Source organism: Rhodospirillaceae bacterium, from assembly GCA_018660465.1.
Taxonomy (GTDB): domain Bacteria; phylum Pseudomonadota; class Alphaproteobacteria; order Rhodospirillales; family JABJKH01; genus JABJKH01.
The window spans coordinates 54,631-78,930 of sequence record JABJKH010000002.1 but is presented as its reverse complement, the minus strand read 5'-3'; the positions used below and the strand labels follow the sequence as shown (position 1 = coordinate 78,930).

General features: G+C 52.5%; 21 protein-coding genes. 12 read left to right on the top strand and 9 right to left on the bottom strand.

What is annotated here, in order from left to right:
* Nucleotides 1-79 precede the first annotated feature (79 nt).
* The gene (gene polA, locus HOM51_00530; GenBank protein MBT5032977.1) at nt 80-2,851 is read left to right on the top strand and encodes a DNA polymerase I; all 2,772 of its coding nucleotides are present in this window, start codon (nt 80-82) and stop codon (nt 2,849-2,851) included.
* Between the two features lie 23 nt (nt 2,852-2,874).
* Nucleotides 2,875-4,062: an amidohydrolase family protein gene (locus HOM51_00525; protein ID MBT5032976.1), complete on the top strand. Its 1,188-nt coding sequence runs from the start codon at nt 2,875-2,877 to the stop codon at nt 4,060-4,062.
* 27 nt (nt 4,063-4,089) lie between these two features.
* On the opposite strand, the gene HOM51_00520 is transcribed toward HOM51_00525, so the two are convergent.
* Nucleotides 4,090-4,779 carry a helix-turn-helix transcriptional regulator gene (locus HOM51_00520; protein MBT5032975.1) on the bottom strand — a complete coding sequence of 230 codons (690 nt, stop codon included), beginning with the start codon at nt 4,777-4,779 and terminating at the stop codon, nt 4,090-4,092.
* 107 nt (nt 4,780-4,886) lie between these two features.
* Here HOM51_00520 and HOM51_00515 point away from each other — a divergent pair, with 107 nt between their 5' ends.
* On the top strand, nt 4,887-6,032 hold the full coding sequence (locus HOM51_00515) for an acyl-CoA/acyl-ACP dehydrogenase (GenBank protein ID MBT5032974.1): 1,146 nt from the start codon (nt 4,887-4,889) through the stop codon (nt 6,030-6,032).
* Nucleotides 6,033-6,047: 15 nt separating this feature from the next.
* Here the strand turns inward: HOM51_00515 and HOM51_00510 are convergent, their stop codons facing one another.
* The gene (locus HOM51_00510; GenBank protein ID MBT5032973.1) at nt 6,048-7,592 is read right to left on the bottom strand and encodes a transcriptional regulator; all 1,545 of its coding nucleotides are present in this window, start codon (nt 7,590-7,592) and stop codon (nt 6,048-6,050) included.
* Between the two features lie 145 nt (nt 7,593-7,737).
* Between HOM51_00510 and HOM51_00505 the strand changes: the two genes are divergently transcribed.
* Complete coding sequence (locus tag HOM51_00505; GenBank protein ID MBT5032972.1) at nt 7,738-7,908, top strand: hypothetical protein; 171 nt, start codon at nt 7,738-7,740, stop codon at nt 7,906-7,908.
* Nucleotides 7,909-7,937: 29 nt separating this feature from the next.
* On the opposite strand, the gene HOM51_00500 is transcribed toward HOM51_00505, so the two are convergent.
* Both HOM51_00500 and msrP read right to left on the bottom strand, forming a co-directional pair.
* The gene (locus HOM51_00500) at nt 7,938-8,537 is read right to left on the bottom strand and encodes a sulfoxide reductase heme-binding subunit YedZ (protein ID MBT5032971.1); all 600 of its coding nucleotides are present in this window, start codon (nt 8,535-8,537) and stop codon (nt 7,938-7,940) included.
* A gap of 5 nt (nt 8,538-8,542) precedes the next feature.
* Complete coding sequence (msrP, locus tag HOM51_00495) at nt 8,543-9,511, bottom strand: protein-methionine-sulfoxide reductase catalytic subunit MsrP (GenBank protein MBT5032970.1); 969 nt, start codon at nt 9,509-9,511, stop codon at nt 8,543-8,545.
* 287 nt (nt 9,512-9,798) lie between these two features.
* Here msrP and HOM51_00490 point away from each other — a divergent pair, with 287 nt between their 5' ends.
* Nucleotides 9,799-10,467 carry a glutathione S-transferase family protein gene (locus HOM51_00490; GenBank protein MBT5032969.1) on the top strand — a complete coding sequence of 223 codons (669 nt, stop codon included), beginning with the start codon at nt 9,799-9,801 and terminating at the stop codon, nt 10,465-10,467.
* Here the strand turns inward: HOM51_00490 and HOM51_00485 are convergent.
* Both HOM51_00485 and HOM51_00480 read right to left on the bottom strand, forming a co-directional pair.
* Nucleotides 10,464-12,392 (bottom strand): hypothetical protein, encoded by a 1,929-nt coding sequence (locus tag HOM51_00485; GenBank protein ID MBT5032968.1) that lies wholly within the window; start codon nt 12,390-12,392, stop codon nt 10,464-10,466. The genes HOM51_00490 and HOM51_00485 overlap by 4 nt on opposite strands.
* Before the next feature lie 99 nt (nt 12,393-12,491).
* On the bottom strand, nt 12,492-13,292 hold the full coding sequence (locus HOM51_00480) for a hypothetical protein (GenBank protein ID MBT5032967.1): 801 nt from the start codon (nt 13,290-13,292) through the stop codon (nt 12,492-12,494).
* 73 nt (nt 13,293-13,365) lie between these two features.
* Between HOM51_00480 and HOM51_00475 the strand changes: the two genes are divergently transcribed.
* Nucleotides 13,366-14,253, top strand: a complete 888-nt coding sequence (locus HOM51_00475; GenBank protein MBT5032966.1) for an SDR family oxidoreductase — start codon at nt 13,366-13,368, stop codon at nt 14,251-14,253.
* On the opposite strand, the gene HOM51_00470 is transcribed toward HOM51_00475, so the two are convergent.
* The gene (locus HOM51_00470) at nt 14,250-15,038 is read right to left on the bottom strand and encodes an alpha/beta hydrolase (protein ID MBT5032965.1); all 789 of its coding nucleotides are present in this window, start codon (nt 15,036-15,038) and stop codon (nt 14,250-14,252) included. The two genes, HOM51_00475 and HOM51_00470, sit on opposite strands and share 4 nt — an antisense overlap.
* 24 nt (nt 15,039-15,062) lie before the next feature.
* Between HOM51_00470 and HOM51_00465 the strand changes: the two genes are divergently transcribed.
* From HOM51_00465 to HOM51_00445, 5 genes are all read left to right on the top strand, one after another.
* Nucleotides 15,063-16,322 carry a glycosyltransferase family 4 protein gene (locus tag HOM51_00465; GenBank protein MBT5032964.1) on the top strand — a complete coding sequence of 420 codons (1,260 nt, stop codon included), beginning with the start codon at nt 15,063-15,065 and terminating at the stop codon, nt 16,320-16,322.
* On the top strand, nt 16,322-17,260 hold the full coding sequence (locus HOM51_00460) for a glycosyltransferase family 9 protein (GenBank protein MBT5032963.1): 939 nt from the start codon (nt 16,322-16,324) through the stop codon (nt 17,258-17,260). Before HOM51_00465 ends, HOM51_00460 begins: the two co-directional genes overlap by 1 nt.
* Before the next feature lie 62 nt (nt 17,261-17,322).
* The gene (gene thrS / locus HOM51_00455; protein MBT5032962.1) at nt 17,323-19,248 is read left to right on the top strand and encodes a threonine--tRNA ligase; all 1,926 of its coding nucleotides are present in this window, start codon (nt 17,323-17,325) and stop codon (nt 19,246-19,248) included.
* Nucleotides 19,249-19,402: 154 nt separating this feature from the next.
* Nucleotides 19,403-19,939, top strand: coding sequence for a translation initiation factor IF-3 (locus HOM51_00450; GenBank protein ID MBT5032961.1), 537 nt, complete (start codon nt 19,403-19,405; stop codon nt 19,937-19,939).
* A gap of 85 nt (nt 19,940-20,024) precedes the next feature.
* Entirely contained in the window at nt 20,025-20,807 is a 783-nt protein-coding gene (locus HOM51_00445) for a sulfate adenylyltransferase (protein MBT5032960.1), read from the top strand.
* Here HOM51_00445 and HOM51_00440 read toward each other — a convergent pair.
* Both HOM51_00440 and HOM51_00435 read right to left on the bottom strand, forming a co-directional pair.
* The gene (locus HOM51_00440; protein MBT5032959.1) at nt 20,797-21,786 is read right to left on the bottom strand and encodes an NAD-dependent epimerase/dehydratase family protein; all 990 of its coding nucleotides are present in this window, start codon (nt 21,784-21,786) and stop codon (nt 20,797-20,799) included. The two genes, HOM51_00445 and HOM51_00440, sit on opposite strands and share 11 nt — an antisense overlap.
* 40 nt (nt 21,787-21,826) lie before the next feature.
* Nucleotides 21,827-23,386 (bottom strand): NAD(P)/FAD-dependent oxidoreductase, encoded by a 1,560-nt coding sequence (locus tag HOM51_00435; protein ID MBT5032958.1) that lies wholly within the window; start codon nt 23,384-23,386, stop codon nt 21,827-21,829.
* A gap of 196 nt (nt 23,387-23,582) precedes the next feature.
* Here HOM51_00435 and HOM51_00430 point away from each other — a divergent pair, with 196 nt between their 5' ends.
* On the top strand, nt 23,583-24,299 hold the full coding sequence (locus tag HOM51_00430; GenBank protein MBT5032957.1) for an alpha/beta fold hydrolase: 717 nt from the start codon (nt 23,583-23,585) through the stop codon (nt 24,297-24,299).
* Nucleotide 24,300 lies beyond the last annotated feature (1 nt).

Here is a 24,300-nt window from a genome sequence, read left to right as displayed (position 1 = left end):
GCGACACGGGCGACGTCGTCTGCCCCTATTGCAGCGCGCAGTTTATACTGAGCGACGATGCCGAAGAGGCGGCGGGCCACTGACCGAGGCTGCCTCAAACCCAAAGCATGTCTTCCTGATCGACGGATCGGGATTTCTTTTCCGCGCCTATCACGGCCTGCCGCCGATGACGCGTGCCGATGGAACGCCGGTAAACGCGGTATTTGGTTTCACCAAGATGCTGATGAAGCTGGTCGAAGATACGGACGCGGATCATATCGCGGTGGTCTTTGACCGCGCCCGCAAAACATTTCGCAATGAAATTTACGGTGAATACAAAGCCCATCGGCCGCCACCGCCTGATGATCTAATTCCGCAGTTTGCATTGGTTCGTGAAGCCACCCGCGCGCTTAATATTGCAGAGGTCGGCATGGAGGGTTACGAGGCCGATGACCTGATCGCGACCTACGCCCGCCAGGCGCGGGAAATTGGGGCCGAGGTCACCATAGTATCCTCAGACAAAGACTTGATGCAGTTGGTGGGCGACGGCGTCACCATGCTGGATGCGATGAAAAATAAAACAATTGGCCCCGATCAAGTGATGGAAAAGTTCGGTGTCGGGCCGGACCGGGTGATTGATGTTCAGGCCCTTGCCGGAGATTCGTCAGATAACGTGCCGGGTGTGGCCGGGATCGGTGTTAAAACGGCGGCGCTGCTGATCAATGAATATGGCGACTTGGATCAGGTCCTGGCCCGGGCCGAGGAAGTCAAACAACCCAAGCGGCGTCAGAGTCTTTTGGATCAGGCGGATCTGGCGCGGGTATCGCGTGAACTGGTTACCTTAATGCAAGACGTGCCCGTCGAAATGCCGCTCAGCGATTTTGCGGCTAAGGACATAGAGCCCGAGACCCTTATTAAATTTCTGGAAGCACAGAATTTTAAATCCATGGTCACGACGATCAAAAGCCGTTTTGGCGTAGAGGGGGCAGCTGAGGATGTGGTCGAAGCGCCCGTCGAGTCCCGCTACGAATTGGTGCAAACCGTGGCAGCGTTGGAAGCTTGGGTGGCGCGCGCGACGGAAGCGGGTTGGGTCGCAGTGGATACGGAGACCACCTCGCTGAATTCCATGCGGGCGGAATTGGTTGGCGTGTCGCTGTCGATTGATCCGGGACACGCGTGTTATATCCCGTTAGCGCACAAGCAGGCGCTGGAGCAAGGAACCTTGGACCTGGGAGGTGAGGGCTCAGGTGATGGCGACGAGGCGTTGGAGCAAATTCCTGTGGACCAAGCCCTGGCAATTTTAAAGCCGATGCTTGAAGACCCGGCGACGCTCAAAATTGGCCAGAACATCAAGTACGACATGCAAATCTTTGCCAAGGTGGGCGTTTTCATCGCCCCCGTCGATGACACCATGGTGTTGTCGTATGTGTTGGAAGGCGGGATGCACGGCCACGGCATGGATGAATTGGCGCAATTGCATTTGGATCGCACGACTGTGAAGTTCAAAGAAGTGGTCGGCAGCGGAAAATCTCAGATCACATTCGACTATGTGCCCCTCGAAAAAGCTTTGGACTACGCCGCCGAAGATGCCGACATCACGGCGCAATTGCATCGGGCGATGAAGTCACGGCTGGCGACCGAACATATGACGACGGTGTACGAGACCCTTGAGCGGCCCTTAATCCCGGTTCTAGAAGCGATGGAACGGACCGGTATTTGCGTGGATGCAAAAGAGTTAAAACGCCTCAGCGATGATTTCGCCGTGCGGGCGGCTGACCTGGAAGTTGAAATCCATAAGCTGGCAGGCCGGGAATTCAATGTTGGGTCGCCAAAACAATTGGGCGAAATCCTGTTTGATGAAATGAGTTTGCCCGGCGGCAAGAAAGGCAAGACAGGGGCCTACGCCACCGGCGTCGATGTCTTGGAAAAGTTGGCGGCTGAGGGGCATGACTTGCCGGTCCGGGTTCTGGAATGGCGGCAACTTTCAAAACTCAAAAGCACCTATACGGACAGCCTGATCAAGCAAGTGAACCCGGATACAGGCCGGGTTCATACGTCCTACGGCATGGCAGGGGCCTCGACCGGCCGGCTCAGTTCCAATGACCCCAACTTGCAGAACATTCCCATTCGTACCGAAGAAGGCCGCAAAATCCGCTGCGCCTTTGTGCCGGAAAAAGGGTTTCGATTGTTGTCGGCGGATTACTCGCAAATCGAACTTCGATTGCTGGCCCACGTGGCGGAGATTGAATCCCTGAAAGACGCCTTCCACGAAGGCCTCGACATTCACGCCATGACCGCATCACAAGTCTTCGGCGTGCCCTTGGAAGGCATGGACCCGATGGTGCGGCGTCAAGCTAAGGCGATTAACTTCGGCATCATCTACGGCATCTCGGCATTCGGCTTGGCGCGGCAACTGGACATTTCCAACGGCGAAGCCAAGGACTACATCGACGCCTACTTCGAACGCTATCCGGGAATCAAGGACTACATGGAAAGTGCCAAAAAACAGGCCCGCGAAGACGGCTTCGTCCGCACCTTGTTTGGCCGCAAAATCCACATCAAGTCGATCAATGAAAAAAATCCGATGCGGAAAAACTTCGGCGAACGCGCCGCCATCAACGCCCCCATCCAAGGCGGTGCCGCCGACATCATCAAACGCGCCATGATCCGCGTGCCAGGGGTTCTTGATCGCGAAGGCCTAAACGCTCGGATGTTGCTTCAAGTCCACGACGAATTAATCTTTGAAGTCCCTAACGCCGAAACCGATGCCACCATCGTGGCTGTTAAACAGGTGATGGAATCAGCTGCCGAATTGGACGTTCCTTTGGTCGTCGATACCGGGATTGGCGACAATTGGGACGAGGCACATTAACAGGCCAGTAAGGTAATTAAGTGATGAGTTACCTCCTCCTTCGAAACGTCAGACTTATGGGCGGCGCGCCGGTTGATGTGTGTGTCGAAGACGGCATTATCACCGAAATTGCCAAAACCATTGAGGCACCCCCAGAAACAAAAATTGAGGACGGCAAGGGACAACTTCTCGTTCCCGGGTTCGTCGATGCGCATATGCATTTGGATAAAACTTTTTGGGGGTTGCCATGGCGACCCCACCAGGCCGGACCCTTGACCATCGACCGAATTGAAAACGAACGTCGGTTACGTCGGGAAGAGGATGTTTCTTCTGAAGATCAGGCCATCAAACTCATGCGGCAAGCGATAGCTAAGGGCACAACCCACATTCGCAGTCACGTTGATATTGATACGGAAATTAGCCTCGCCAACTTGGAAGGCACCTTGGCAGCACGCGACCGCATGAAAGATCATGTGACGGTGCAATTGGTTGCCTTTCCACAGAGCGGGATGCTGGTGAATCCAGGCGCTGCAGACCTGTTGGACTTGGCGATCACGGCGGGGGCGGATTTGGTTGGTGGCATTGACCCGTCGATTATCGAACGTGACCCGGCGGGTCACATCGATGGGATTTTCGCCATAGCGGACCGCCATGGTTGTGGTATCGATATTCATCTGCACGAGCCCGGTAACCTAGGTGGATTTGCGATAGAGCTAATTGCGGACCGGACACGTGCACTTGGGTTACAAGGAAAGGTAAACATCAGCCATGCCTTTTGCTTAGGCTTGGTCGATCAACCCTATTTTGAGAAGCTTGCAGGCTTGCTTGCCGACAACGAGATTTCAATTATGACCCACGCGCCGGGCTATATCGCCTTCCCGCCGATTAAACCCCTTCGAGAAGCAGGCGTTGTTTTGTGTTCCGGCTCCGACAATGTCCGGGACGCGTGGGGGCCTTATGGCAATGCGGATATGCTGGAACGCGCGATGCTGCTCGGCTACAGGAGCAACTTCCGCCTAGACCAGGATATCGAGACGGCGTTGGATATAACCACCTTCGGCGGTGCCGCCGTCATGGGGGCGGAGTCTTATGGTCTTGAAGTTGGTAATCAAGCCGACTTCGTCGTCGTCCCCGGGGAAACCTTGGCCGAAGCCGTGGTCAATCGCCCGCCGCGCACCTTGGTGGTTAAGGGAGGAGTTGTTGTTGCGCGCGATGGAAACTGTCTCGTTTAAATTTAATCCGAAGCATACTCGCACAGGTTACGCCGTGTTGTGGGCGAAGAAGTTTAGAGAAAACCACTTGGCAAAATCACGGGTATCCTGCCGCTTTCCTTCGAGTTTAATGGTTTCCGAATTTAGGGCTTCGGTTAGCGGTTTTCTGCCCATCCATACTTCTGTTAGGGCACGGATGTGGGAACTGACAATTAAGTCGATGTCATGACCTGGGTCACGCAAACATAGATCGACGTCACCGCGTTCAAAGAGCAGCCACCAAAGACGTTGCCCTTTTTTAATGCCGGAGAGTTCGAACTGAACGACGGCGCGCCGGTCGTCTGGAAAAACAGTGCCATCGACGTTGCGCCGAATGTCCCACATCAGAAGTGAAGGATCTAATTCTTCCTCGGTATATTCCTTCTTCAGCCATTTTTCCGCCCAGAAACCGTACATGGTAATAATCGGACGGAGTTCTTGGCCCGCCTCGGTCAGAACATACTCATAACCCTTGCCACTGGGTGCCGGGTTTTTAACGACAAGCCCTGAACCTTCAAGCTCTGTCAGCCGGGTGGACAAAAGAGAAGGCGACATGAGCGGCAGTCCCTTCTGTAATTGACTGAACCGCTGACTGCCGCACAACAGCTCGCGCACCACCAACGGCATCCATTTGGCCGTGAGAATTTGCGCCGTCATGGCGATGGGGCAAAATTGTCCGTATTCGCTTTCTCGTTTCATAAGCTAAACCTTATTCAATGTGCCCAAATAATTATACTACAAATTTTATACTATAATAAATTTTCAGCCGGAGCCATTGTCCTGCCAACAAATTAATGGAGGTTCCAATGGACATGCACGTAGATATGAAAAACTTTTTGGGTTTGCTCGATGAAATCGGGCCTGAATTCGCCGAACGGTCAATGAAGATGGCTGATACAGACACGTTCGCGGTTGAAAATATTGAGGCGCTGAAACGTTACAAATTTTATTCGGCGATGGTGCCGGTGGAATTCGGCGGTGGCGGGGTCACGCATTCGGAAATGTGCGCGATCATCCGTAAATTAGCAGGTTTCTGCCCGTCGACGGCGCTGACACTTTCCATGCATCAGCACATTATCGGCGCCAACCGATGGAACCACCAACGGGGCAATCCAGGCCAAGCGCTGCTGGAGAAAGTAGCCGCCAAGGAACTTGTTCTGGTGAGTACGGGGGCCAATGACTGGCTGTCATCGTCGGGAGAGGTTGAAAAGACCGAAGGTGGCTATCTCGTTTCCGCCAAGAAGGGTTTTGCCAGTGGCAGCCCTGCAGGCGACCTCGCAATCACATCCGCGCCTTATGAGGACCCGGAAGCAGGTTGGCAGGTGCTCCATTTCCCCGTTCTGATGAACACCGAAGGTGTTTCAATCATTGAAAATTGGCAGGCCATGGGGATGCGCAACACCGGCTCCAATTTGATCGTCTTCGATAAGGTGTTCGTGCCGGAAGAGAACATTGGTGTCAGGCGACCCAGAGGCGCGTTCCACCCAATGTGGAATGTGGTTTTGACCGTTGCATTGCCGCTGATCATGTCGGCCTACCAAGGCATTGCAGATGCAGCCGCGGGCATTGCCAGGGACCGCGCCAAAAATGCGCTGGGTGATCCCCATTTGCCCTACTTATTGGGAGAAATGGAAAATGCTTTCACGACGTCGGAAGTCGCCTATGAGAGCATGGTGGCAATTGCCAACAATTTGAATTTCGACCCTGTCGTCGAAAATGCTGACAACATCCTCAAGCGGAAGACCATTATTTCCAATGCGGTGAAAGAGGTAACAGCCAAGGCCATGGAACTTTCTGGCGGCCCCGGCTTCACTCGAGCAACCCGTCTTGAGCAATTTTTCCGCGACGCCCAGGCAAGTCAGTTCCATCCCTTGTCAGAGAAAAAACAAGTTCACTTCTCTGGTCGGCTGGCAATGGGTTTGGACCCTATTGATTTAACAGGTAAGGATTGATGGGGCGCTAATTCTCTACGCTTCTGGCAAACCGGCGGATTTCATTCCGGCCAAGATTCGTGCACGTTGTTGATCATCAGCATAGGGGATGCGGGTGTCAAAAATGGATATGTTGGTTAGCGGGTACATTTTTAATAGCGCCTCAACATGTACGTTCGCAGCATCTAAATTACCAAGTTCGACTTCGGTTACCGACATAAAATATTTGGGTACAGGGAATCCAGGAACCATCTGAATGGCGCGACCCAGAAATTCGTGGGCGGTTTCGAGATCATTTAGCAGCAAATAAGCGTGGCCAAGGTGGCTATAAATATTTGGCGGCGGCATTGGGTCATAACGCAATGCCTCTTCCGCCATTTCTATCGCGCGTGCTGGATTGCCGGCGAAGTTTAAGACCTCAGCAAAAAACCCGAGCGAATTGGCGTTATTGGGATCAAGTTCCAGGGATCGTTCGAAACTGGCTATGGCACCCGAGTGTTCTCTCAAAAACGATTGGACCCAACCCAGTTGGCTTTGGCCAAAGGAAGAATAAGGATCAAGTTCAACAGCTTTTTCGGCTTTTGTTTTAGCGATAATAAGCCCGTCATCATACCCTTCCCACAAGAATGACCAGCCACTTTGATACGGGAAGACCTGACCCGCCCAGGCATCGGAAAAATTTGGATCGACTTCAATGGCCTGCTCGAACAGTTGAATACTCTGAAGATTTGTTTCCGGCGTAAATTGAAAAAATTTTGCCCTGCCTTTTAGACTTAGCTCATACGCCTCAACGCTCGACGTTTGCCGACTTTTTTCTTGGTCTGTAATTAAATTAGCCGCAAGTGCCGCGACGATCTTTTCCGTAATTTCATCCTGCAGAGCAAAAATATCATCCATGTCCCTATCGTAGCGTTCGGCCCAGATATGCCCGCCTGATTGGGCATCGATGAGTTGTGCATTGATGCGGATGCGGTTGCCCGCTTTACGCACACTGCCCTCTAATACAGTCGCAACCCCTAAGGCAGCGCCAACCTCAATTATATTGACGCCGGATTTTTTAAACGAAAACGAAGAATTTCGCGCAATCACAAACATATCTGTATTTTTGGAAAGGTCCGTAATCAGGTCTTCGGTCAGACCATCCGCAAAATATTCCTGCTCCGGATCGCCGGATAAATTATTAAACGGCAATATGGCGATGGAGTTTTTTGGCCGGGTAGGTTCTAATTTGGGTTCGTCAGCAGCTTCATTTATTTCCTCTATCGTAGCGGCGCTTTCGTCAAGTTCCGCAACAAATCTAAATCCACGACGGGGAAAGGTGCGGATGACCGTTTGCTCCTGACCATCATCACCAAGCGCCCGCCGCACCGCATTGATTCGCGCGTTGAGGGTGCCATCGGAAACGATACGGCCCTCCCAGACGGCCTCAAAAATCTCATCTTTTGAGACAACCCGATCCTTGTTTTCCACGAGAAACCGAAGCAATTCGAAGACTTGAGGCTGGACGCTCAGAAGCGCCCCATTGCTTGCAAGTTCTAGGCGCTCTGTATCAAGCGAAAATTCCCTAAACCGGTAAATCACGGGCTTTTCAAACTTTCATTTAGACGAATTAAGACAAATAAAGCATACGGCAAGCAAAAATTAAGCTCACGTTCAAGCGCGCCTGACAAAGTTTGCATATTCTCTTTTCAACACGCAACGACTTATCACTTTGAAGGAGAGAGCTATGTTTTCACAAATCACCTGGACAAACCAAATTGAAACTCAGATCAGAGAATTTGCTAAGAGCATAAGGATTGCAGCGAAACAGATGCTTGCCAGCCAAACAACGGATGCTCGTAAATTGATCAGTTCGTCAGAAAATACAGATGTTTCGAGTTTTAAGGGGATTTTGTAGACTGTTACTTGAGCACTCTAAGATAGAGTTTAGGCCCGTTGAGCCCTGCGCCGATTACGCTTTATCCTAAGTACCACCCGATACCCCAGCAAAACTGCGAGGATCATGCCGTAGATAATCGGTTCGCGGAAATCAGCTCTGATGATCATGTAGAAATGGAACACGCCTGCAATGGCAGCCACATAGACAAGTTTGTGCAGTTTGTTCCAGCGGGCACCTCCCAGGCGTTTGATCATGCCTTTGGTGGAGGTGGCGGCCAAGGGGATCAAAATTATAAACGCAAACATGCCGACGGTGATGTACCAGCGTTTGATAATGTCCTTCCAAATTTCAATCCAATCGAAGAACTGGTCGAGGACGATATAGCTGGTCCAGTGGAGGGTAATGTAGAAAAAAGCGAACAACCCGATCATGCGTCGAAACCGGACCAGCACGGGCAGGCCGAGCAATTCGCGCAACGGCGTCACGGCCAGGGCAAACAGCAAAAACCGTAACGACCATCCGCCGAGATATCGGTTGTTGGCCTCAATAGGATTGGCACCAAGGGCTTCGTCAAACCACAGCCAACCGAGCCATGCCAAGGGAACGAGGCAGAGCGTGAAGACAAGAGGCTTAATATACCACCGCACTTAAATTAAAAATTCTTCCGCATATCCATGCCCGCGTACAGGCTGCCGACTTCGTCCGCGTAGCCGTTGAGCATGGGTGTCTTTTGTTTAAGGAACTTGCCTAAGCGCCGTTCTTTGCTTTGGCTCCAGCGCGGATGATTAACCTCTGGGTTCACGTTCGAATAAAAGCCGTACTCTCGGGGCGCTTGCTGGTTCCATGACGTCGGTGGCATTTTTTCCTGTAGCTTGATCTTGACGATCGACTTGATGCTCTTGAAACCGTATTTCCAGGGCACGATCAAACGGATGGGCGCGCCGTTTTGGTTGGGCATCACTTCGCCGTACAGCCCGACCGCCAACAGCGTCAGCGGGTGCATGGCTTCATCCATGCGCAGGCCTTCGACGTAGGGCCAATCCAAAGAATTGCGTTTTTGTCCGGGCATTTGTTTGGGGTCATGCAATGTTTCGAAGGCGACAAATTTGGCATTGCCGGTGGGCTCAAACCGTTTCAGCACATCGGCCAAGGGAATGCCGACCCAGGGTACAACCATGGACCAAGCCTCGACACACCGGAAGCGATAGACGCGTTCTTCTAATTTGTGGGGTTTGATGAGGTCTTCGAAGCCAATGGCACCGGGCTTGCCGACTTCGCCTTCTATATTCACCGTCCAGGGTTTGGTTTTAAAATCTTGTGCGCGGCGCTTGGGGTCGCGCTTGCCGGTGCCAAATTCGTAGAAATTATTGTAGCTGGTGATATCTTTGTAGCTGTTGGGCTCTTCTTTGGTGCTGAAGGGACCCTTGGTGACGCCCGCCAGTTTAACCCGCTTGGGGTCTGTTGCCGCAAATACAGATTGCGGAGTTAGTAGCCCGGGAACGGCAATGCTTGCGCCCGCAACTGCGGCCGTTTTCATGAATTTCCGGCGTTCCAAAAACACCGATTTGGGGGTAATCTCAGACGAAGCGACGTCGGACGATTTGCGGATTTTTATCAACATGTGCGGGCGTTCCTTAAACTGGTCGGGTCAAAAAGTTAGAGCGCATTATATGTAAGCATTATTTTGGTCTAATTCATCCTCAATTTAATGATATTCTCTCACTAAACTTGAGTTTAAGACAATGTTCGCGCCCTCCACTACATAAACGCCCCAAGTTTACGTTTATTCCCCCATTGTTCGTTTATTATTTTTAGCGGAACCATGGGTGACCCGTAAAACTAAAAATATTCTTGGATAGGTCTTATCGGGTGTTTCGCTTCGCCAAAATTGGGTATAAGTAGCAGGACATGCGAACACTCTATCATTTATGGCTTTCCCCGTTTTGCCGCAAGGTGCGTCTGTGTCTTCAGGAAAAGAACCTGGAGTTCGAGATGCATGTTGAGGAAACCTGGGCCCGACGGCAGGATTTTTTGGCGCTTAATCCGGCTGGTGACGTCCCGGTTCTGGTGGAACCCAACGGCACGGCCCTGTCCGGCAGCAATGTCATTTGCGAATATCTCGAAGAAATTCAGTCGGATACTCCACTAATTTCCGGAAGCCCCGTGGCCAAAGCGGAAATTCGGCGCTTGGTCGGGTGGTTTGATCGAAAATTCAACGATGAAGTCACCGATAACCTGGTCGGTGAAAAGGTGATGAAGCGGTTTTTGGGTTTAGCGGAACCAGATTCCAGGGCGATTCGCGCGGGCCATGCTAATTTGCCCCATCATCTGGACTATATCGCGTATTTGGTGGAGCGCCGGAAATGGCTTGCCGGGGAACAAATGACCCTGGCTGATCTTGCCGCCGCTGCGCATCTCTCAGCGATTGATTATCTTGGCGATGTTCCTTGGGACAGTCACCCAGAGGCCAAGGACTGGTACGCTCGGATTAAATCCCGGCCAAGTTTCCGCCCCTTGTTGGCCGATCACATTCCAGGCGTCATTCCCGCCAAGCACTACAAAAACTTAGATTTTTAGCGTCTACGGACAAACAAAAAGTCACCCCCCTCATGCCCGGCTTTACGGACGTCGGAGTATTCAGGTGTTTGGTCGGCCTGCAGCATCACCGGGCGGCGCATTTTATTGAACAACTGAGTGCCATCGAGGATGCCGTTGTTGCCCTTAAGGACGTCTAGAAACACACTGGCAAAGGGCGAATGACCGCTTTGACCTTTATCGGCAACCGGCTCCAGCCCGCCGGAGGTAATCACCAAACGCGCCCGCTTTTCCGCCATGCGTTTGATGTAGTCAGGCGAATTATCCTGAATTTTTGCGCCGCGCACGAGGGTCCCTGAGTAGCAACTATCGGCAACCACCATGACATGTTTGGCGTTCAGCGCCTTGAGCGTCACGGTGAGATCAGAATTCGAGACCCAATTTGTCCGCCGATTGGGCTTTGCGTTCACTGGCAGCCAATAGCCCTGCTCACTCGCCTCGTCCAACCAGCCGTGGCCAGCGTAATAGATCAAAAGATTATCACTGTCGGTGAGTTTCTCTCGGTATTCATCCAAGGCATCCAGGATGTCTGACCGGCTCGCATCGGTCAGTACTTTGACTTTATAGCCATAGGATTTTTTCAAAACTGCGGCGATTGCTTTCGCATCCCCCAACGCCGTCGCTAACTTGGGCAGGTGTTTGTAATTGTTGCTGCCAATGATCAGGGCATAGTATTGGCCAAATTCAATGTCCGAGTACTTGGCCAGGGTTTGCTGAATGGCGTTGGCCGGACCCGGCAATGGTGATGGAGAGCGCGACGCGGTTTTCGTTGTTGGTTGAGAACTCAGTCCCAAAAAGCGGTTCACCAAGAGTTGCTTCTTGGCCTCAAAGTCTTGTGGGGTTAAGAGACCTTTATCCCGCAGACTTTTGAGCACTCCCAATTGCTGCTCAAGGCTAGGCTGTTTGGGTTGGGGGGCCGCTTGGCGGGTTGCTTGTTCTGTCTGTTGTTTCCGGAGTGCCGCAATTTCTTGCGAAAGCTTCTGGCGCTCGGCATCGGCGGCCTTGCGCGCGGCGTTTTGCTCAGGGCCTGATTTTTTGGGAGCCAAACCCCTGGAGGAGTCGGATATTGCAGCGGTTTGGGTTGGTGCTTGGCTCTTACGATTTACAGTAACCGTACACTCGCGGGAGCCAAATTTGCCCCCTAGATTAATGGGTTCTCCCGCCTGGAATTCGCCGGTAAAATACCAGTTTCTGGATCGATTTCCGGGGTTAAACGTTCCTTCCAAACTAATGCTTCCCCGTCCCGATGCGCTAACATCCAGAAGGCCGGATGTCTGGTCGAACCGCGTACTCCCTCCGGTTTCGGTCATGGTTACGGTTTTACCCTGAATGGCCAGACGGGCTTGTCTCTTAAAGGCCCGGCGTCCATTTCTGGAGGCGCTACACGAGAGTCGACCTTTCCAAATACCATCGAAATTGTTGCCCGTGGCGGAAGCTTGGTGCGCTTGTGGCCGGGAATCGCGCTGTATTTTACGCGATAGGTTAATCTTACACGACCTTGGTCCGAAGTCCCCATCCAACAGAATCTTCTCAGCGGATGCCTTAATTTGTCCTGTGAATGAATACGTTAGATCATTCCGGCGCTTATGTTCGACATCACCGGTAATTTCGATTTCTCCAGCTTCTGATATAACACCTTCCTCAAGCTCCACCTCGCCTTTAGTTTGACGGAGGGAAAATGGCATGCCGCTGGTATCGAAGGAAAAGTCTGCGTGATCGCCTCTGATTTTAAGCGTCGCTGGCTTTTTCATTGGCCGGAGCCGATCAATGCCACCGTTGTCGCAGGAAAGTCGGCCCTGCCAATCGCCATCATATTTTCCGGCAGCAATACTGGAGCCATTAAATAGGCTAAGTACGGCGATGACTCCTATACCAAAGCCCACCCGTTTATGTGCTGAAAATTTCATCACTGGATAAATCAATCCATCTCAAACGCATTCAATATCGACGCCAAATTATACCGAAATAAAGGGTTTAGCGGAACAACGAAGTGTTTTTGCACCCAATTAGTGGCCTATTTTCTCATTTTTTGGTCGTTTTTTGCTGTTTAGGTCCATTTTTTCCAGATTAACCTGTGCGTCATCGGCGGCAATGGAATTAGGGGCAATCGACAAAACTTTTAACCAGTCTCGTCGGGCACCGTTCTTGTCTCCTTTCAAGCGACGGATAATGCCCCGTTCAAGAAGGCCTTCGGGATTATATTCATCCAGGGCCAATGCGCTGACAATTGCGGTTTCCGCTTGCTCCAGTTTATCAGTAAACCTGAGCGCTGTCGCCCGGAAAACAAGCGCGTCAATTCGTGTTGGGTCCTTGGCCAGGACGATATTCAAGTCAGCGAGGGCCGTCATATAATCGCCCCGTTCTGCATGCATCGTGGCCCGATCTACCAGCAGGTCTGGGTTGGCAGGCGAAATTTTTAAAGCCGTATTCATTAAGGCAATTGCCCGGGTTGGCTTTCCTTCCAAGTGTCGCGCTTGGGCGGCTTGGGCTAATATTCCAGCCTGCACCTTCTTATCGCTCTGCATTTCCTGGGCTAGGGCTTCCAGGCGGTTTCCAGCTTCGTTGTAGAGTTTTAGACCGATCAGGGCGACGCCGATGCAATGTTGGGCGGCTTCTTCTCCACCCATATCTCGCCAATCCATGGCCCAATCAAACGCGGCATCCGGGTCTTCCCGTGCCATTTCCATACACTGGACGTATTTACGCGCATTGACCGAATCGCGCCTTGGGGCTGCAAAGCTGTTCGTGGCGTGCAAGGTCAGAATGCCAAGCAAAAGGATGAGGATAGAAAATTGGCATCGGGTCATGACCTTGTCTGTAGCATACCCAGACGGATAAAGTCAGGTGACTTTGTCAGGTGACTTTGAAGGAGAGAATTTAGTGACGAACGAGACACCCCACCTATTCTGTTTTGGATTGGGCTATAGCGCTGGGGTCTTTGCTGGAGCGTGTTCAGCCCAGGGATGGCGGGTTTCGGGGACACATCGTGGATTAGACGGCCCGGATCAGCCGACCAAAGAGGGCGTTAATCTTTATCCGTTTGATCGCACAACACCGTTTACAGAGTCACAGGTGTTGGAAGATGTCACTCATGTTCTGGTTTCCGTGCCGCCGGATGGGGACGGATGCCCTGTTGCTGATCTTTTGGGGGCCGACATCGCGCAGCTGCCAAATTTGACGTGGCTGGGCTATCTTTCAACGACAGGTGTGTACGGCGATACAGACGGGGAAAGTGTTGATGAAAACGCGCCTCTAAATCCCTCATCAGATAGAAGTCGCTTTCGGGTAAATGCGGAAAAAGCCTGGATAAAACTTTGGCGGGACAACGACATCCCTGTCCATATTTTCAGACTGGCTGGAATTTACGGGCCAGGGCGCAGCCCGTTGGATCGGGTTCGGTCTGGAAATGCGACTCGGACGGACAAGCCCGGTCAGCTATTTTCGCGCATCCATGTGGATGACATTGCGACGGTGCTTAGGGCGTCCATTGATCGGCCCCGACCGGGTGGCACCTATAATGTTTGTGATGATGACCCTGCATCGCCAGCCGACGTTGTGGCATATGCTTGCGAAATTTTGGGTGCAGAAACGCCGCCCTTGGTGGCTTTTGAAGAGGCTGAGAAAACAATGTCTCCCATGGCGCTCAGTTTTTGGCGGGATAACCGTCGGGTCGATAACACATTGATAAAAAAGGAACTATCCGTTCGCCTAGCATACCCAGACTATCATCGGGGTCTCGCCGCTGTTCTTAAAGTTGAGACCTCTTAAGGGCCCTCCACGGTCTTCAACAGCCCGTCCAACGTTGCGCGAAGTCGGTCGAGGTCTTGGGGTTCAGACAACCGATGGTCGCCGTTTTTAACAAATGTGGTTTCGACGCCGGTGCTTCGTAGACATTCAGAAATTTTCTGACTGGTCGTCCATGGAACGTCGTTGTCTTGCAAGCCATGGATTAAACGAACGGGACAATCGAGGGCGATTTCTTCGCGCAATAAAAGATTTTTCCGTCCGTCCTCAATTAGTTTTTGAGTGATGATGTAGTCATCTCCGTCATCGTAGTCGTTACCAATGGCGACCCGGCCTTCTTGTTCAAGCGTAACTCTTTGCTCAGGCGTAAAGTCGGCCCACATTAGGTCTTCGGTAAAGTCAGGAGCGGCAGCAATGCCCAGCAGTCCGGCAATTCTTTCGGGTCGGGCGAGAGCTGTCAGCAACATAATCCATCCACCCATGGAAGAGCCGACTAAAACTTGCGGCCCTTTAGTTAACTGATCTAAGGCAAAAATTGCATCGCTTGCCCAGTCGCCGATGCAGCCCTCCAGAAATTCTTCTGAACTTTCTCCGTGGCCGGTATAATCGAACCGTAAAAAAGCCTGACCCCGATTTTGGCAGAATTCTTCAAGGCACAGAGACTTGTCACCGTTCATGTCGGACACAAATCCCGTTAGAAACACCACGCCCGGGGACTTGCCAGGAGTGGAGTGGTAGGCGATAGTCTTTCCATCCTCGCGGGTTACTTTTTGCGAGGTGGAGGCAGAACAATTTGTTAGGTTATTCATGACGATACCGGCTAAGTGAACGGGATGTCAGACACTAGCATCAATGAAGTTCCAGAGGAACAAGGCTCTGGCATCAATGGGGTTCCAGAGGAACAAAACTCGGAGCCGAGATTGGATTCTATAGGCGAATTAGACGGTCGCTTGGCGACGGTGCTGCAGGTTCTACCGGCATTGGGCGGTACAGGCGGTGTCGAGCGTGGTACGGTCGAAATTGCCCAAGCTGTTGTTGAAAGCGGCGGCCGGGCCTTGGTCGCGTCCGCGGGGGGCTTGCTGGAACACGATCTAAAGCGTGTCGGGGCCGAGCATTTTACCTTGCCTGTCGACAGCAAAAATCCATTTGTCATGTGGGCGAATGTCGCACGCCTGTCAGAACTCATTCAAAAGCAAAATGTAGATGTCGTTCATGTGCGGTCACGCGCACCTGCCTGGAGCGCCTTCTTTGCTGCCAGACGAACAGCGCGCCCCTTCGTGACGACATTTCACGGCACCTATAATGAGGGCGGGTGGTTAAAGCGACGCTACAATTCGATTATGACCCGGGGGGCGCGGGTTATTGCAATTTCAGGATTTATTGCAGGTCTGGTTCGGCAGCGTTATGGCGTCCCTGCATCTGTTATTCGTGTCATTCATCGGGGTGTTGAACTGGAACGATTTGATCCGGCGCAGATTTCCGCAGAACGGGTTGTCGCGTTGGCCACCCAATGGCGGCTTGATGACGGGTTGCCGGTGGTTATGCTGCCGGGGCGCTTGACCCGATGGAAAGGCCAGACGGTTTTTATCGAGGCGATCGCAAAGTTAAACCGTACCAATCTACGGTGTGTGTTGGTGGGCGATGATCAAGGCCGAACCGGATACCGCAGTGAATTAGAGGGGTTGATCGAAAAGTATGATCTGAGCGAGGTCGTGCGCTTCGTCGATCATTGCAATGACATGCCCGCGGCCTTCATGTTGGCAGACTTAGTTGTCTCAGCATCAACCGATCCGGAAGCCTTTGGACGGATTGTGCCTGAAGCCCAGGCCATGGGCCGTCCGGTCATCGTCTCCAATCATGGCGGAGCCCGGGAAACGGTCATCGAAGGCGAAACCGGCTGGTTGACAGAGCCGGGGGATGCAGGTGCATTGGCAGACGCGATCACACGGGTTCTTGATCTATCAGAAGCCGCGCGTAATCAAATGGCGAAAAGGGCGATTGCCAACGTTCGCGAAAATTTTTCCCGGCAATCCATGTGCACTAAAACCCTGGAAGTCTATAACGATGTCCTACGGCTAAAGATGAGCGCGTGATGACCGTCGGCGGTGACTCTACCCCGCATATTCTGGTGATTAAATTAGCAGCCTTGGGCGATTTCGTGCAGGCGTTGGGTCCGTGTGCGGCAATTCGGCAGCATCATAAAGACGCGCGGATTACCCTTCTGACAACGGCACCGTTTGAAGACCTCGCCCGACAAAGCGGCTATTTTGACGAGGTCTGGCTCGATACTCGGCCCAAGCTTTGGCAACCTTCTCGTTGGATGGCTCTCAGACGGAAATTAAAATCGGGCGCGTTCGAGCGGGTCTATGATTTGCAGACATCGGACCGCAGCGGGTTCTATTTCAAGCTGCTTGCGCCAGGCCCCAAGCCCGAATGGTCCGGCATTGCTAAAGGCTGTTCCCACCCGCACGCTAATCCCAAGCGAGATTTCATGCATACCTACGAACGCCAAGCCGAACAGTTGGCGATGGCAGGAATTTTGGATGTGCCTCGTCCCGATCTTTCATGGGTAACAGCCGATATTACCGCATTTGACTTAGCTGGGAATTATGCCTTGCTGGTTCCAGGCGGTGCAGCGCATCGACCCGAAAAGCGGTGGCCTGCTGAGGCTTATGGCGCACTTGCGGCACGCCTTGCAGACAAAGGAATACAGCCCATTCTGCTTGGCACCTCGGGCGAACGCGCGGTGTTAGATGAAATCATGGCGCTGTGTCCTGGGGTTAAAAATCTGGCCGATCAAACCGATTTTGGCCAGATCGTGGCCTTGGCCTGGAATGCTCAATTCTGCGTTGGCAATGATACTGGGCCGATGCACTTGATCGCTGTCGCCGGCTGTCGTTCAACTGTGTTATATTCGGCCGCTTCTGATCCTGCACTCTGCGCCCAACGGGGACAGGATGTGCGGATATTAAGACGTGACCGATTGAGTGAACTGTCGGTTGAGGAGGTGTTGGCCGACGACGCTTCTTGACAGGCGGATTAATCGGTCTACATTTCGCGCGATTTTAAAGACTAACAAGGTTTAACACTCCCATGGTTGCGATCACCCTCCCCGACGGCAGCGTCCGCGAATTTGATGGTTCTGTGAGTGGCTTAGAACTGGCCACAGATATCGGTCCCGGTTTGGCCAAAGCAGCGCTCGCCATTCGTATGGGCGGCGAAATGCGTGACCTTTCAACAGTGATTGATGCGGATGCTGAAGTATCCATCGTCACCGGCAGAGATGACGATGCGCTGGAACTGTTTCGCCACGATACGGCTCACGTGATGGCGGAGGCGGTGCAGGAGATTTATCCCGGCACCCAAGTCACCATCGGCCCCGCCATTGAAAACGGCTTTTACTATGATTTTGCCCGCGATGTGCCGTTTACGCCGGAAGACCTGGAAAAAATCGAAGCCAAGATGAAGGAGATCATCAAACGGGATGAGCCTTTCGTGCGCGAAGTCTGGGACCGGCAAAAGGCTATGGATACCTTCCGCGATAAGGGAGAAAGCTACAAAGTTGAATTGATTGAGGCGATCCCTGAAGGCGAAGACATCGGCATCTATCGTCAGGGCGACTGGTTCGATGTCTGCCGCGGCCCGCACATGCCGAGCACAGGAAAAATTGGCAAGGCGTTCAAATTGATGAAGCTCGCGGGGGCTTATTGGCGGGGTGATTCCAACAACGCCATGCTGCAACGCATCTATGGCACGGCTTGGGCGACCGAAAAACAGCTCAAACAGCACCTGCACATGCTGGAAGAGGCGGAAAAGCGCGACCACCGGCGTTTGGGTCGGGAAATGAGCCTGTTCCACATTCAAGAAGTCGCGACGGGATCCGTTTTCTGGCATCCCAAAGGTTGGATGCTGTATCAGGTCCTGCAAAATTACATGCGGGGTCGGCTAGAAGCTGAAAATTATGTAGAGGTCAACACGCCGCAGTTGGTGGATCGGGTGTTGTGGGAAGATTCAGGCCACTGGGAAAAATTCCGCGAACACATGTTCACGGCCGAATCCGAAGATCGGATTTTGGCGCTGAAACCGATGAACTGCCCCTGCCATGTGCAAATTTATAAGCAAGCCACCGTCAGTTATCGCGACCTGCCGATCCGCATGGCGGAATTTGGTTCCTGCCATCGGAATGAGCCGTCGGGCGCGTTGCATGGATTGATGCGCGTACGGGCCTTCACCCAAGATGACGCGCATATCTTTTGCACCGAAGATCAAATTACGTCGGAAACAATCGCGTTTTGTGACCTGTTGATGAGCATCTACAAAGAACTCGGCTTCGAAGATGTCTTGGTGAAATTCTCCGACCGTCCGGAAGTGCGCGCTGGTGAGGACGACGTTTGGGATAAGGCAGAGCAAGCGCTCTTAGATGCGACCAAAGCAACGGGGCTGGAAACCGAGCTTAATCCCGGTGAAGGCGCATTCTACGGACCGAAGCTCGAATTCGTGCTTCGGGATACGTTGGGCCGGGATTGGCAATGCGGCACGCTGCAGGTCGATTTTGTGCTGCCGGAAAGATTAGACGCCGCCTATATCGCTGAAGATGGTCAAAAACACCGCCCTGTCATGCTGCACCGGGCCATTTTGGGCTCGTTCGAACGCTTCATCGGTATCTTGATCGAACACTACGGCGGGCGTTTCCCGTTATGGCTGGCACCTACTCAGATCGTCATCGCTGGTATCACCAACGATGTGGACGATTACGCGCTGGAAGTGCGTGATGCGTTGACGGCTGCGGGGCTTCGGGTCGAAATGGACCTTCGGAACGAGAAGATCAATTACAAAATCCGTGAACACTCAGCCGCGAAAGTGCCGGTGATTTTGGTCGTCGGCGGGCGGGAAGCAGAAGAAAAAACCGTCGCGATGCGTCGCTTGGGCGGAAAAGATCAAGAAATTCTTGCGCTATCACAGGCAGTTGATACACTTTCTACTGAAGCGGCGGGGCCATTGTCGTCATTGTCTGAATAAGACATCAAATTTAAACAGGCGTCGCCAGAACTGGTTTCTTCTCTAAAGCCATTTAAGGGAGAGAGGAAATGAGTCGTTTTGCGCATGTTACAAAGCTGTTAGGTTGCAAAATGACTCCTGAAATGGAGATTTATAAAACGTTGGGAGAACTTTCATAGCTAAGCGTCCACAAAATCAGGCACCAGGCCACAGCGGCCCGCGTGTCAACGACATGATCGATGCCCCAGAGATTCGCGTTGTCGGCGCGGACGGAGAAATGGTTGGCGTCCTTACCGTAGCTGAAGGAATTGAACTTGCCGATGAGTTCGGGTTGGATTTGGTGGAAATTGCACCGAATTCAGATCCGCCTGTCTGCAAGGTGCTCGACTACGGCAAGTATAAATACGAAGAACAAAAACGCCGTAACGAAGCGCGCAAAAAGCAGAAGACCATCGAGGTCAAGGAGATCAAGATGCGTCCCGGCATCGACACCCATGACTACGAAACCAAAATGAAAGCGGCGCGCAAGTTTCTGAATAACGGCGACAAAGTCAAAGTCACCATTCGTTTTAGAGGCCGCGAAATGGCGCACCAGGAATTGGGCATGAAGGTGCTTGATCGAGTGCGCGAAGGACTCGAAGAAATGGCCAAGCTCGAACAGTTCCCAAAAATGGAAGGCCGCATGATGACGATGGTCGTGGCGCCTAAATGAGTTAGGCCGTGCGCCAATTGCGACAAATTAAAAAAGCCTGCTTCCCCATCAAACGGGGAGCAGGCTTTTGTTTGCCTGAGGTATAATGACTAAAATTTTAGATGCGTTGATTGATGCACGCTTAAATCAAAAGCCGGTTCCGCTGTATGGTGATACCAAAAAGCCGACCACACTAGAGGAAGGGTACGCCCTTCAGGAACAATTGCATGCGGCGCTTAAAGATAAAGATTTCGGTGAAATCGGTGGTCATAAAATCGGCTGCACGACGCCCGTGATGCAGGAATACTTAGGAATCCCCCATCCCTGCGCGGGCGGGATATTTTCTTCACGGATGTATGAGAAGTCCGTCGAACTCACCCTCGGTGATTTCATTAAGGTGGGTATCGAATGTGAGATTGGTGTTGTTCTCGGAGACGATCTGGACAGCACAAATCAGTACACCCGAGATAATGTTTCTCCCCATGTCGCATCGTGTTGCGCCTCAATCGAAATTGTCGACGACCGCTACGTTGATTATGAAGCCCTTGGCACACCAGCAACAGTTGCCGATGATTTTTTCAATGCGGCAGTCGTGGTGGGTGAGCCAATTCACGATTGGCAGGCAATAGACTTAGGCGCGATCAAAGGCGCGGTATCGGTCAATGGCGTTAATGTTGGCGAGGGAACAGGCGACATGATCCTCGGCCATCCTTTTGAAGCCCTCGCGTGGCTCGCAAACATGAAAGCCCAAAACCAAGCGCCCTTAAGAGAAGGCCAGTTTGTCACCCTGGGCAGTGTCGTCAAAACAGTCTGGATTGATCAGCCCGATACATTAGTCGAGATCGAATTTGAGAAACTCGGTGGCTGCCAGGTTCGCTTTAATCCATAAAATCGTCGATATAATCTTCGATGACCTGTTCCAGACTTTGATCTTGCGGCAGCCCAAGTGCCAAGCCGCGGGAACTATCGATCTCCGTTGGCCAGCCCGAGATAATCGTCTGAATTAATGGGTCTGGCTTATCGACAACATCCCCTGTTTTGATGCCCCGCGCGGCGGCAACCTTCTCCATCGCCGCAACGCATTCGTGCATGGAGAAGGACCGACTGGGTAGGAATACCGCCCGGTCTGAGCCCAACTTGTCGCCGTCTAATTCCATTAGGGTGATGATACCTTCCACGGTGTTCCGATGGCCGAGGTCAGCCATGACCGTGTCTCGACTGACCGGCAGGTAGCAGGTTTCACCGTTCAAGGGTTCCCTGAAAATGCCGCTGTTGAAACTGGAGGCCGCGGCATTTGGCTTGCCGGGTCGAATGACGATGTTTGGTAATCGCGCGACCCGGCCATCGACAAAACCCTTGCGGGCATAATCGTTAATCATCAGCTCACCAATGAACTTAGTCATGCCATAGGTGGTCTGCGGATTTGGCTTTGTCGTGTCGCTCACCCGTGACGGCATGGCATCGCCACCAAAGGTCGCCAAGGAACTCGTGAACAACAGTTTCGGCATGCCACCTCTGTTGCGCAGTGCCTCAAGCACATGCCGCGCACCATCCAGATTCACCCGCATGGCCATATCGAAATCCTTCTCGCCACCGGCACTGACCACGGAGGCAAAATGGAAAACGGCAATGTCATCGCGATCGACAAGGGCGTTGATGGTTGCGGGGTCACTAATATCACCGGATACAATCGAAACCCGATCATCCAGCTCCTCAGGCAGCACTTCCGGCAAATAAAAATCCGACAACACAATTTCGTCGATGATCTCAGGCCGACCCGACGCGCTGATTAAAGTCCCCTTCGCCAACAACCGCCGCGCCAACATCTGACCGATAAAACCAGTCCCCCCCGTAATCACAACTTTCATTAAATTCTCCGAAAAAAATAAACAATCACGGCCCGGACATTTATTCGGCGTGTCCGAGGCCAATTAAAACTGTGCGCGCGGCTCGCTGACCCGGGGCTCCCCAGATACAACCGCCAGGGTGAGCTCCTGCGCCACACAGATAGAGTCCTTTGATTGGTGTAATCGCGCCATCACTTCCAGGGGTTGGCCTGTTGTCAAAAAGTTGAGCCGGGGAAAGATCGCCATGAAACTGGTGCCCTCCGGTCATGGCAAATCTATTTTCGATATCCAATGGTGTCATCACTTCAACTTTAGAAACGACGTCAAAGATATCGGGGGCAAATTTTGCGATGGTATTTAGGACTGTCTCACCAACTGCATCGCGCATTTTGTCCCAACCTTTTAATGCCGGGTCTAAATTATAGGGAAAGTAATGCGCGTAGCAGGTCAGCGTGTGTCGGCCAGCGGGCGCAAGGGAGGGGTCAATCACAGATTGCATGTGCACGGTCATAAACGGATCAGACGATGGTTGGCCCCGCTTGGCTTGACCCCATGCCGTTTCAACGTAGTCGAGGGAGGGGCATAGGGTAACACGAGCCGGTGTAATTTCGGGCGGGATGGCGGTAAAGCGTGGCAGGCGCTCAAGTGCGCAATTGACTTTGATGGCGACGCCCTGCATTTCGATGTTGTCAACTGATGCTGCAAAACTTGGCGACAGCTGGTCCCTTCCGACGAGCCCTAGGAAGGTGCGCTGCGGATCCGCATTCGAAATAACGACATCCGCAATTATGCTCCGGCCATCAGAAAGTTCTACCCCGCAGGCGACACCCTGCTTGATCATAATTCGCGAAACATCTGCATCGGTCCAAAGCTCCGCGCCTAGCCCAGAAGCGGCCCGACTTAAGGCATCGGCAAGCGCTCCCATGCCGCCCCGGACGTAGCCTGTCCGTCCGCGAACTCCCGCCGTGCCACCGAACATATGATGTGCCAATACATAGGCTGTGCCCGGCGTCTTCGGACCGGCATTTGTGCCAAAGGTGGCGGTAAATCCAGCTATGGCCCGAACAGCGTCAGATTCGAACCGATTGCTCAGTAAATCCCACGCACTTCCAATCATGAAATCTTGAAAAAGATCGGTGCGACCCGCATCAATGAAGGCAGTCTCAATCACCCCGAGAGAAGGAGTCTCATCAGCGTAGAGTATCGGTTCAATAAGATCACAGAACGCAACGCAGTCCTTGTAAAAATTTGGAAAGGCCAGAGCATCGTTCTCTGAGAAGGCGCTAATTTCTTCTAGAGTACGATTTATATCCTGCCAAATCGAAATATGACGCCCATCCGGAAATGGAAAAACGGATAGGGGGTCGGGCAAGAGCAATTCATACCCATGCTGGCTCAATCCTAAGTCATGAATAACTTCCGGGGGAATGTTTCCCAATTGTGCGGCACCCGTTGAGACCAAGTATCCGGGTGCCCCTAGTATTTCCTCCGTCACGCATGCGCCACCTAGCATCGAGCGGCGCTCCAAGACGAGGGTGCTAAGCCCACTCCGCGCAAGGTAACCGGCACAAATCAATCCATTGTGTCCGCCACCAACGATGATCACATTATAATCTGACATTCACGCGATCCATCACGAAGGCTAATGAAGCCATCGAATTCTGCAAAATTTTAGTCAAAGTATTCTACAATTAGATCGTAGGGACGCGAGATCATGCTCGACAAGGAATTTATATGCTGTCTCTCTTGGACAAGGGTGTACCGCCCTTGAGAAACGGGTAGTATATTTTTTCTCGGACCAACCAAAAGGAAGTGAAATGTCGACATTTGTTCTGATCCACGGGGCGTTTCACGGGGGATGGTGTTGGGACCGTATTAAACCGTTACTAGAAGATAAGGGGCATACGGTGATTGCGCCCGATTTGCCCAGTCATGGTGATGATCCTGCAAGCCCGGAAGATGTCACGCTGGACGATTACGTATCGCGGGTCGGCAGCGTTCTTCAAAGTACGTCGGAGCCAGCCGTTCTCGTTGGTCATTCTTTGGGGGGCGTGACGATTACGCAAGCGGGTGAAAACTATGCTGAACGCATTTCCAAGTTGGTTTATCTCACTGCCGCCATTCCAGGGAATGGGCAGTGCAGGTTAGATGTTCGGGAAGGGGCCGAGGGGTCCAGCTTGGAGGAGTTCAGAATCCTTTCGGAGGACGGCAAAACGATGACCGTTCAAGAAGACGGCGTTAAGCCCGCATTTTATGCCGATTGCGACGACGCAACGGTAGCTTGGGTTATTGAACGATTAAGTCCGCAAGGGACGATCATCCCGAAAACGCCGGTATCTACAACGCCGGAGCGCTGGGGCCGCCTTCCTCGGGCATACATTCAATGCACGGACGACAAGGCAATACCGCTGAAAAATCAGGAATATTTCTGCAAAAATCACCCGTGTGACCCGGTCATTAAGATGAGCACCAGTCACTCCCCCTTTATGTCTGAGCCAGAGGCGCTGGCGGATCATCTCCATGCGTTACGGTAAC